General features: G+C 64.0%; 8 protein-coding genes and 1 pseudogene. 7 read left to right on the forward strand and 2 right to left on the reverse strand.

The annotated features are described in order from the left end of the window. The coding region (locus RMO23_RS16905; protein WP_309683880.1) for a penicillin-binding transpeptidase domain-containing protein at window positions 1–400 on the forward strand (400 nt) is incomplete at its 5' end. Window positions 401–507: 107 nt separating this feature from the next. Here the strand turns inward: RMO23_RS16905 and RMO23_RS16910 are convergent. Beyond that, a complete protein-coding gene (locus RMO23_RS16910; RefSeq protein ID WP_309683882.1) occupies window positions 508–1,503 on the reverse strand; it encodes a LacI family DNA-binding transcriptional regulator in 996 nt (331 codons plus the stop codon). Window positions 1,504–1,718: 215 nt separating this feature from the next. On the opposite strand from RMO23_RS16910, the gene gudD reads away from it, so the two are divergent. The 6 genes from gudD to RMO23_RS16940 all read left to right on the forward strand — a co-directional run bounded on the left by gudD (window position 1,719) and on the right by RMO23_RS16940 (window position 9,999). Continuing rightward, a complete protein-coding gene (gudD, locus tag RMO23_RS16915; RefSeq protein ID WP_309683884.1) occupies window positions 1,719–3,062 on the forward strand; it encodes a glucarate dehydratase in 1,344 nt (447 codons plus the stop codon). 67 nt (window positions 3,063–3,129) lie between these two features. Further along, a complete protein-coding gene (locus tag RMO23_RS16920) occupies window positions 3,130–4,407 on the forward strand; it encodes an extracellular solute-binding protein (RefSeq protein WP_309683886.1) in 1,278 nt (425 codons plus the stop codon). A 62-nt stretch (window positions 4,408–4,469) separates the two neighbouring features. Beyond that, the gene (locus RMO23_RS16925) at window positions 4,470–5,459 is read left to right on the forward strand and encodes a sugar ABC transporter permease (RefSeq protein WP_309683887.1); all 990 of its coding nucleotides are present in this window, start codon (window positions 4,470–4,472) and stop codon (window positions 5,457–5,459) included. 11 nt (window positions 5,460–5,470) lie between these two features. Next, window positions 5,471–6,514, forward strand: a complete 1,044-nt coding sequence (locus RMO23_RS16930) for a carbohydrate ABC transporter permease (protein ID WP_309683889.1) — start codon at window positions 5,471–5,473, stop codon at window positions 6,512–6,514. 29 nt (window positions 6,515–6,543) lie between these two features. After that, complete coding sequence (locus tag RMO23_RS16935) at window positions 6,544–7,545, forward strand: sn-glycerol-3-phosphate ABC transporter ATP-binding protein UgpC (protein ID WP_309683891.1); 1,002 nt, start codon at window positions 6,544–6,546, stop codon at window positions 7,543–7,545. Window positions 7,546–7,581: 36 nt separating this feature from the next. Then, a complete protein-coding gene (locus RMO23_RS16940) occupies window positions 7,582–9,999 on the forward strand; it encodes a glycoside hydrolase family 31 protein (protein WP_309683893.1) in 2,418 nt (805 codons plus the stop codon). 6 nt (window positions 10,000–10,005) lie between these two features. On the opposite strand, the pseudogene RMO23_RS16945 reads toward RMO23_RS16940, so the two are convergent. Beyond that, a pseudogene (locus RMO23_RS16945) lies at window positions 10,006–10,200 on the reverse strand (sulfite exporter TauE/SafE family protein); the annotation flags it as partial.

Consider the following 10,200-nt stretch of genomic DNA (forward strand, 5'->3'; position numbering starts at 1 on the left):
CCAGGCCGTCGGCATGACCGCGAAAGGCAAATACAACAGCGCCAGGATGGAAGAGCACCAGCGTGACCATGCCTTGTACATCGCCCTGGCCCCCGCCGACGACCCCAAAATCGCGCTGGCCGTGATCGTGGAAAACGCCGGCTGGGGCGCCGGTTCCGCCGCGCCCATTGCGCGCCGGGCATTCGACTACCTGCTGCTGGGCCAATACCCGAGCGAGGAAGACATGGCGGCCGTGCAAAAAGGGCTCGCCGCTGCGCCGATTGGCAAACCGCGCATGGCGGCCGACGTGCCGGGTCTGCCTGGCACTCCAGCGCCGGCGGCCTCGGCCCCTGCCGCCCCACCACCCGTTGTCGCCAGCCGTCCGCTGGCGACAAAAAAGGGGGATAAAAAAAGACTTTGACGCAGTCTGGTCATGCGCTGACAGCTATCTTTAAAAAAAACATAGCGATTTTCGGGGGCTGAGGCCCTGCCCCCTGCATCCGACACCGCCTGTCGGGCTCCCGGGCCTCAGGCCGTGGCCCGTTCCACGATGGAGAAACCGATGTCGACAATGGGCTGCGCAACGGTGCGGCCATCGGCCCGGTCGACGATGTACTGCGCGGCCGTCTGGCCGATGCGGGTGCCGTCGATGCGTACCGTGGTCAAGGCCGGCTGCAGGCTGGCGGCAAACTCCAGGTCGCCAAAGCCCACGATGGCCAGTTGCTGGGGCACCGCCAGTCCACGCGCCTGGGCCTCGATGAGTACGCCCAAGGCCAGCATGTCGGAGCTGCAGAACACCGAATCGATGCCGGCTGGATGGTTCAGCAGTTGTGCCAGCCCGGCCCGCCCGGAGCCCAGGGTCGTGGGGGCCGGGGCCAGGTAGGTCGGCAGGTCGGCCTCCTGGCCCAACGTGTGGCCCATGCGCCGAAAGCCATCGGTGCGGCGCCGCGCACGCTCGTCGTCGCCGCAGAGCAGCGCCGGCCGGCGGTAGCCCCGCCGGTGCAGGTAGGCGCACACCGAGGCGCCAATGTCCTCATTCGAGAAGCCCACCAGCATGTCGATGGGCGTGGGTGTCAGGTCCCAGGTTTCCACCACCGGAATGCCCGAGGCGAGCAACTGACGCCGACCGGCCGGGGAGTGCATGATGCCGGTGAGCACGATGCCGTCGGGCCGGCGGCGGATGATGGCATCTAGCAGCGCATCCTCGCGCAAGGCGTCGTAGCCGCTCTGGCCAATCATCAGTTGGTAGCCCTTGGCGTCAAGCGCCTGGTTGAGGGACTGGATGGTTTCCTGGAACACCGGCCCGACCAGGGTGGGCAGTACCGCAGCAACCAAGCGCGCACGCGATGAACGCAGGCCACCGGCCATGCCGTTGGGCACAAAACCTGTGCGCCGCACCACTTCTTGTACCTTGGCACGCATGGCGGGCGACACCCGTTCTGGGTGGTTCAGGGCGCGCGACACCGTCATGGCGGACACCCCCGCCAGCCGGGCGACATCATGGACAGTAAAGGCTTGCGACATACAGGGATTGTGTACCAAAAACCTCGCCTTACAACATTTTTGGTACGGATAACAAAGTGGGTGCAATGTGAGCGCATGGATCTGCTTATCGGCTGTGAATGAATAGGAATTCAGGGTAAACCCCCTGTTTTTGAATGTTTTTCGACGTTAAGCTTCATCATCATTTGTTATCGATAACAAATTCAGATTTGGCTCACACTTTCTCCATTCGCACCATGCTGAACACGCCTTCGCACTCCACGCCCCGCATCGCCGCGCTGCAGGTGATTCCTGTTGCCGGGCATGACGCCATGCTGATGAACCTCAGTGGCGCGCACGCCCCATTCTTCACCCGCAACCTGTTGCTGCTGACCGACAGCGCGGGCCGCACCGGTGTGGGCGAGGTGCCCGGTGGCGAAGCCATTCGTCAAACGCTGGAGGACGCGCGCGCGTTGCTGGTGGGCCAATCCATCGGCACCTATCAGCAACTGCTGAGCCGTGCGCGCCAGACCTTTGCCGGGCGCGATACCGGCGGGCGGGGCGACCAGACTTTCGACCTGCGCATCGCCATCCACGCCGTGACCGCCCTGGAAGCCGCGCTGCTAGACCTGCTGGGCCAGCACCTGGGCGTGCCCGTGGCGCAACTGCTGGGCGAAGGCCAACAGCGCGAGTCGGTCGCGATGCTGGGCTACCTGTTTTACGTGGGCGACCGCCAAGCCACCGGCCTGCCGTACCGTAGCGAGGCGGGTGTCAACAACGAGTGGTTTCGCCTGCGCAACGAAAAAACCATGGATGCCCAAGCCGTGGTGCGCCAGGCCGAAGCCGCGTACGCCCGTTATGGTTTCAACGACTTCAAACTCAAGGGCGGTGTGTTGCGCGGCGAGGAAGAGGTCGAAGCCATCCACGCGCTGCACGAACGCTTTCCACAGGCCCGCATCACCCTCGACCCCAACGGCGGCTGGCTGCTGAAAGACGCGGTGCGCCTGTGCCGCGACCTGCATGGCGTGCTGGCCTATGCCGAAGACCCATGCGGCGCCGAAGGCGGCTACAGCGGGCGCGAGGTGATGGCCGAATTCCGCCGCGCCACCGGCCTGCCCACGGCCACCAATATGGTGGCCACTGACTGGCGCCAGATGAGCCACGCGATCCAGTTGCAGGCGGTGGACATTCCTCTGGCCGACCCGCATTTCTGGACCATGCAAGGCTCGGTGCGGGTGGCGCAGATGTGCCACGAGTGGGGCCTGACCTGGGGCTCGCATTCCAACAACCACTTTGACGTGTCGCTGGCCATGTTCACTCACGTCGCCGCCGCAGCGCCGGGCCATATCACCGCCATTGACACGCACTGGATCTGGCAGGACGGCCAACGTCTGACGCAAGCGCCGCTGCAGATCGTGCAGGGCCAAGTGGCGGTGCCCACAACGCCGGGCCTGGGTGTACAACTCGACATGGCCGAAGTCGAACGCGCGCACCAGCTCTACCTGCAGCACGGCCTGGGCGCGCGCGACGACGCCATCGCCATGCAGTTCCTTATTCCGGGCTGGCGCTTCGACGCCAAGAGCCCGTGCATGGTTCGCTGAACCGCCGAACCCGTTGATCCCCTCACCACCACGAAAGAAGACTATGAAATTCCAATCTCTATCCTCCGTGCCGCGTTTCACAAAAGCCGCCATGGGCGCGGGCCTGTTGGGCCTGGCCGCCGTTGCGCTGCCTGGCGCGGTGCACGCCGAAATCCGCGTCATGTGTTACCAGGACGGCAACGAGTGCGACGTGACCGCCGAACTCATCAAGCGCTATGAAGCGCAGAACGCCGGTGCCAAGGTGATCCTCGACGTGGTACCTTACAAAACGGTGGTGGAGCAACTGCCGATCCAGCTAGCCGCAGGCCAGGGCCCGGACATCGCACGCGTGGCCGAGATCGGCGGTTTGTCGAAGAACTACCTGGACATCGGCCCCTATGTGAAAGACCGCAAGTACTGGGAAGCCAACTTCGGCAGCACCCTGCCCTGGATGCGCAACAAGGTGGGCGACAAGGGCATCTACGGCATGCTGTCGCAGATGACCATGACCGGCCCGTTCGTCAACAAGACCCTGTTTGAACAAGCCAAGATCCCCATGCCCGGCCCCAAGGCTACCTGGGAAGAGTGGGCGGACGCGGCACGCAAGGTGGCCAAGGCCACGCAGACCCCGGCCGCCATGGCCTGGGACCGCTCCGGCCACCGCTTCGCCGGCCCGGCCATCAGCTACGGCGCCAAGATATTCGACGCCAAGGGCAACCTGGCGCTGGACGATGGCTACAAGGCCGCCGTCGGCAAGTTCGTCGCCTGGCACAAGGACGGCACCATGCTGAAAGACGTGTGGGGCGGCTCGGGCGGCTCCAGCTATGCCGATACCGTGGGTGAGTTCAAGAATGGGCGCCTGGTGATGGTGCTGTCGGGCTCCTGGCAGATCAACCGCATGCAGAAGGAAATCGGCAATGCGTTCGACTGGGTGGCCGTGCCCAACCCCTGCGGCCCGGCAGCGTGCTCCGGCATGCCCGGCGGCGCCGCCTGGGTGGCCTTGAAGACCACCAAGTCACCCAAGGAAGTCGGCCAGTTCCTGGACTTCATGGCGCAGGAGGCCAACGTCGCTGAATGGGTTTCCAGAACCAACAATATTCCTGCCCATGCAGGTGTGGCCAAGAAAGGCGTGAGCTACCCGAGCGCTGGCCCCGCCGCCCAGGCTGCACTTGGGGTATTTACAAGCGGCACAAGCACGCTGGCGCCGGCAGCCTACGCACTGCAGGGCTACAAATACAACCGCGCCCTCATGCTGCCCACCGTGACCCGTGTCACGCAGGCTATTGTGGGTGAAATCAGCGTGGACGAAGCAGTGACCAAGATCAGCGCAGACATGGCTGAAGCGGTCAAGCAAGCAGAAAAATAAGAACGGCAGGTCGCAACGGACCTACGCATCCATTGCGACCCGCTGGTTTGATCGGAGTCGGTATGTCAGTGTTCTCCCGCCTTCTGGGCTTTTGTTTCAATCTGTTCGAGCCGGTGTTCCGGCTGGGCCAAAAATGGCTTGGTACTTCGCGCATCGGCTGGCTCTTTGTAGGGCCGAATCTGCTGGTGATCAGCGTGTTCACCTTCTTGCCTATCGTCGTCAACCTCGTCTATGCGGTGACGGGTGGTGTGAATCTGCTGCCTACCCAGCGGCCCTTCACGGGTGTGGAGAACTTCTCCATCCTGCTGGAATGCCGGGACTACATGGACCTGCAGACCTGCCGCACCGATATCTTCTGGCGCTCGATCTTCAACACCGTCAAGTTCAGCCTGATCCAGGTGGCGCTGATGCTGTGCTTCTCGCTGGTCACGGCCCTGGTGCTGAACCGCAAGATCATCGGCCGCGGCTTCTGGCGCGGCGTGTTCTTCTACCCCGTGCTGTTGTCGCCGGTGGTGGTGGCGCTGATCTGGAAATGGCTGTTGCAAAGCCAGGGCGTGTTCAACGCCGGACTGGTGGCCATGGGCTCGCAGCCTATGGACTGGCTGCTGGACCGGCACTGGGCCTTTTTCTGGGTGGTGGTGGTGTCCATCTGGGCGCACATGGGTTTCTACACCCTGATCTTGCTGGCAGGGCTGCAAGCCATTCCCAAGGACGTGTACGAGGCCGCCGAGATGGATGCGGCGCCGCCCTTGCGCGTGCTGTCGCGCATCACCTTGCCGCTGCTCATGCCCAATCTGATCGTGGTGCTGGTGCTGGTGATGATCCGCGCGGTGCAAAGCTTTGACGAAGTGTTCGTGCTCACCGGCGGCGGCCCCGGCTCGGCCACCACCTTCATCGTGCAATACATCTACCAGACCGGCTTTGCCGAGCAAATCCATCTGTACGGCCTGGCCGCAGCAGCTTCGCTGATTCTTGCCATCGGCCTCATGGCGCTGACGCTGATGCAACTGCGGCTGTCCAAGGCGGGCGACGCCGGAAAAACCAAGAAATAAGGACCCGAGCGATGGCAAATTTCCTCACACGTACCCGCGGCCGCACCAGCCTGCACTGGACCGACTGGGTTTCCTACGGCTATCTGCTGCTGGGCCTGGTGGTCATGTTCGGGCCCGTGCTCTGGCTGGTCATGTCGTCTTTCAAGACCGAAAGCGCGCTGAGCCAGTTTCCGCCCAGCTTCCTGCCCTACAGCCAGAAAGAGGTGGTGGTGGCGGGCTACGACAAACCCTTACCGCTGTATCTGGCGAAAGACGAACAAGGCCAGACGCGTGAGCTGGCGCAGGTGCGCCGCATGGGCATAGTTGCCACCATGGTCGACCCGCAGCAGCCGCAAACCGAGGTTCGCGTCGGCATCAACGACCGCAAGCCGGTGAACGAACTCAAGTTCGCCGGTGGCAACTACACCGAGCTGTTTGGCAAGTTCGCCTTCGGCAACTATCTGTGGAACAGCGTGTTCATCACCGTGGTGGCCACCATCATCACGCTGCTGTTCAATTCCATGGCGGCGTTCGCCTTGTCCAAATACCAGTTCACCGGCCAAAAAACGGTGTTCGTGCTAATCATCGCCACGCTGATGATTCCGCCCACCATCATCCTGGTGCCCGCGTTCCTGGTGATCTCCAGCATGGGCTTGCTGAACAACCTGTGGGGCGTGATCTTGCCTGCGGTGGCCACGCCCACCGGCGTGTTCCTGCTGCGCCAATACATGCTGACCATTCCCGACGAGCTGCTGGAGGCCGCGCGCATGGACAACGCCAGCGAATGGCGCATCTACTGGAAGATCATCCTGCCGCTGGCCGCGCCGGCCATGGCGGTGCTGGCCATCTTCTCGTTCATGTGGCGCTGGAACGACTTCCTCTGGCCGCTGATCGTGCTGTCCAAGTCGGAAAACTTCACGCTGCAGCTCGCACTCAACGCCTTCCAGGGCGAACTCAACACGCAGTGGCATTACCTGCTGGCCATGACCGTCATCACGCTGATCCCGATCAGCCTGGTCTTCACCTTTTTGCAGAAGTACATCGCCACTGGTATCGCCAGCGCCGGTGTGAAGTAACTGCCTGAACCCTCGATAGGACTCTTTTCGTGGCTACTCTACAACTCTCCAACGTTGTCAAAAGCTTTGACAAAACCACCATCATCCACGGCGTCGATCTGACCGTTTCCGACAGCGAATTCGTGGTGTTTGTCGGCCCTTCGGGCTGCGGCAAATCCACGCTGCTGCGCATCATCTCCGGGCTGGAGCCCGCCACCAGCGGCGACATCCGCATAGACGGCCAGCGTGTCAACGAGGTGTCGGCCGCGCACCGGGGCTGCTCCATGGTGTTTCAGTCGTATGCGCTGTACCCGCATATGAGCGTGTACGACAACATGGCTTTCGGTCTGGAAAACCTGGGCGTGGCCAAGTCGGTGATCGAAACCAAGGTCAGGGCCGCAGCGGTGATGCTGCAACTCGATCCACTGCTGCAGCGCAAGCCCACCCAGCTCTCGGGCGGGCAGCGCCAGCGCGTGGCCATTGGCCGCTCCATCGTGCGCGAGCCCAAGCTGTTTCTGTTCGACGAACCGCTGTCCAATCTGGACGCCGAGCTGCGCGTGTCCATGCGCGCCGAGATCCGCGATCTGCACGCCCGCCTGGGCTCGACCATGATTTACGTCACCCATGACCAGGTCGAAGCCATGACCATGGCCGACAAGATCGTGGTGCTGCGCGCGGGCCGCATCGAGCAGGTCGGCTCACCACTGGAGCTGTACAACCGGCCTTGCAACCAGTTCGTGGCCGGCTTCATCGGCAGCCCGCGCATGAACTTCGTGCCCGTGGCCCAGCTGCCCAACGCCACGCCCGGCACCAAGATCGTGGGCATCCGGCCCGAGCACGCACGGTTGGACGACCACGGCCCGCTGCATTTGAAGGTGGCGCAGGTCGAGCAGCTAGGCAGCACCAGCATCCTGCACGGCAGCGTGGTCGAGGGCACGCCGTTTGAGCTGATCCTGGGCGGTCAGACCGGCATCCAACGCGGCGACACCGTCAAAGTCACGGCCCCGCCCGAGCACCTGCACTGCTTCGACCAGAACGGCCTGCGCCTGTAAGGCCCTACGCCCCACACAACTCTTTTGATGACGAACATGCGCTTAGACCAAGCCCCCGTATTCACCCTGCAGTCGCACAGCGGCAACCACCTCATCCTCGGCAGCGCGGGTGGCGCTGTTGCCCACGTCTGGGTGCTGGAAGAAGACATCGTGCGCGTACTCGTGCTGCCGCAAGGCCAGCTGCAGATGCCGCGCACCTGGACGGTGGCGCCGGGCCTCGAAAACCTGCCCACCGAGGGCCGCGACCGCTTCGACCTCAGCGGTTTTTCCCTGCCCGCCTTTGAGCTGACGGAAGACAGCGTGCAGCTGCGCATCCGCACCAGCGTCATCCGCCTGACCATCGCCCTTGAAGGTTTTTTCTGCCAATGGGAAAGCCAGCACAACGGTCAATGGCAAGCCACCGCGGCCGACCGCTCGACCCAGAGCTACAACTTCGGCTGGTGGGACGAGCGCGTCTACCACTACCTGCAGCGTGCGCCTGGCGAAGCCTACTTCGGCCTGGGCGAGCGAGCCGGCGACGCCAACCGCGCCGGCCAGCGCTACCGCATGTGCAACCTCGACCCCATGGGCTACAGCGCGCGCAGCACCGACCCGCTGTACAAACACATTCCGTTCTACATCACCCGCAAGGGCGGCGAGAAAGATGCGGGCCTGTGCTTCGGCCTGTTCTACGACACCCTGTCCGACTGCAGCTTCGACATGGGCCGGGAAATGGACAACTACCACGGCCACTACCGCTACTTCGTGGCCGACCACGGCGACCTCGACCTGTACTACATCGCCGGCGCCGACCCCGCAGCCATCACCCGGCGCTACACCTGGCTTACCGGCCGCCCGATCTTCCCGCCGCGCTACGCGCTCGGCTATTCCGGCTCGACCATGAGCTACACCGATGCGCCCAACGCGCAGGAGCGCATGGGCGAATTCCTGGACCGCTGCGAAGAGCACGACATCCCCTGCGACTCGTTCCACCTCTCGTCCGGCTACACCTCCATCGGCCCGGGCCGCTACGTGTTCCACTGGAACCGCGACAAGTTCCCCGAGCCCGCGCGCTTCGTGCAAAGCTACCTGAACCGTGGCGTGCGCCTGGTACCCAACATCAAGCCCGCCCTGCTGCGCGACCATCCGCGGTTTGAAGAAGCCCGCCAGGCCGGTCTGCTGGTGCAGGACCCGGACGGCCAGCCCACCGCCGTGCAGTTCTGGGACGGCACCGGCGCCTACCTCGACTTCACCAATCCGCAGACCATCGCGTGGTGGAAACAACAGGTCACCGAGCAACTGCTGCAGCTCGGCATTCCCACCACCTGGAACGACAACAACGAATACGAAATCTGGAGCGACCAGGCGCGCATGCACGGCTTCGGCACGCCGCGTGCGGCGCGTGAGGCCCGGCCGCTGCAAACCCTGTTGATGATGCAGGCCTCGCACGCCGCACAGGCCGAATTTGCCCCCGAGGTGCGGCCGTACCTCGTGTCACGGTCGGGCGCAGCGGGCATGCAGCGCTATGTGCAAACCTGGTCGGGCGACAACTACACCGCCTGGGAAACCCTGCGCTACAACGTCCGCATGGGCCTGGGCCTGGCGATGTCGGGCGTGTCGAACACCGGGCACGACATCGGCGGCTTCTCGGGCCCCGCGCCCGGCCCCGAGCTGCTGGTGCGCTGGGTGCAGTACGGCATCTTCCTGCCGCGTTTCAGCATCCATTCGTGGAACGACGACCAGACCGTCAACGAACCCTGGATGTACCCCGAGGTGACGCCGCAGATCCGCGAACTGATCCGTCTGCGCTACCGCCTGATGCCTTACCTGTACGACCTGGTGTGGCGCTACCACCGCGGTTACGAGCCCATCATCCGGCCGACCTACCACGACTTTGCCGACGACGAGCGCTGCTTCGAGGAAAACGACGACATGCTGCTGGGTGCCAGCCTGCTGGTGGCGGCGGTGGTGGAGCCCGGCCAGCACCAGCGCCGGGTGTGGCTGCCTGGCAGCGGCGGCTGGTACGACTGGAACACCGCGCGCCATCTGGCCGCCGGCCAGTGGGTGACGCTCGACGCGCCGCTGGACGGCCCGCCGCCCCTGCTGGCGCGCGAAGGCTGCGCCATCCCGCTCAACCTGGGCGAGATCCATTTCGGGCAGGTCGAGGATGTGCGCGGCTTCCAGGTGTTTCCCATCCAGGGCGAGGGCCGCTTCGAGACCACCTGTTTTGAAGACGATGGTCTCTCGCAAGCCTGCCGCGATGGTGCTTATGGGCAGTGGCGCTTGCAGGTGGCTTGCACGCCGCAAGGCCTGCACATCACCGTGGCCCGTGAAGGCGGGCGGCCGCCTGTGCAAGACAGCCTGGTCTTGCGAATCCCTTCAGCCGAGCAACGTGCATTGAGTTTTGCCTGCGCGACGCTGGTGCAGGAGACCCTTGATGGCGCCTGGCGGCAATTGACCCTGAAACTACTGTAGCCTGGCTCAGCGCCAAAAGGCGTCGTAACCGGTCTTCATGATCAGCGCGCTAACCACGGCCATAAACACCCCCCGCACAAAGCTGGCGCCGTGCCTGAGCGCCAGCCGGGTGCCGAGCAGGCTGCCCAGCACGTTGGCCACGGCCATGCTCAGGGCAAAGTGCCACCAGACATGGCCTTTCCAGGCAAACAGCGCCAGCGC

It is taken from the genome of Polaromonas sp., from assembly GCF_031411155.1.
GTDB lineage: Bacteria > Pseudomonadota > Gammaproteobacteria > Burkholderiales > Burkholderiaceae_C > Polaromonas.

Excerpts from the sequence above, each read along its gene's own strand:
- RMO23_RS16925 (WP_309683887.1), top strand. The coding sequence starts at position 4,470 with ATGTCAGTGTTCTCCCGCCTTCTGGGCTTTTGTTTCAATCTGTTCGAG.
- RMO23_RS16940 (WP_309683893.1), top strand. The coding sequence starts at position 7,582 with ATGCGCTTAGACCAAGCCCCCGTATTCACCCTGCAGTCGCACAGCGGC.
- RMO23_RS16930 (WP_309683889.1), top strand. The coding sequence starts at position 5,471 with ATGGCAAATTTCCTCACACGTACCCGCGGCCGCACCAGCCTGCACTGG.
- RMO23_RS16910 (WP_309683882.1), bottom strand. The coding sequence starts at position 1,503 with ATGTCGCAAGCCTTTACTGTCCATGATGTCGCCCGGCTGGCGGGGGTG.
- gudD (WP_309683884.1), top strand. The coding sequence starts at position 1,719 with ATGCTGAACACGCCTTCGCACTCCACGCCCCGCATCGCCGCGCTGCAG.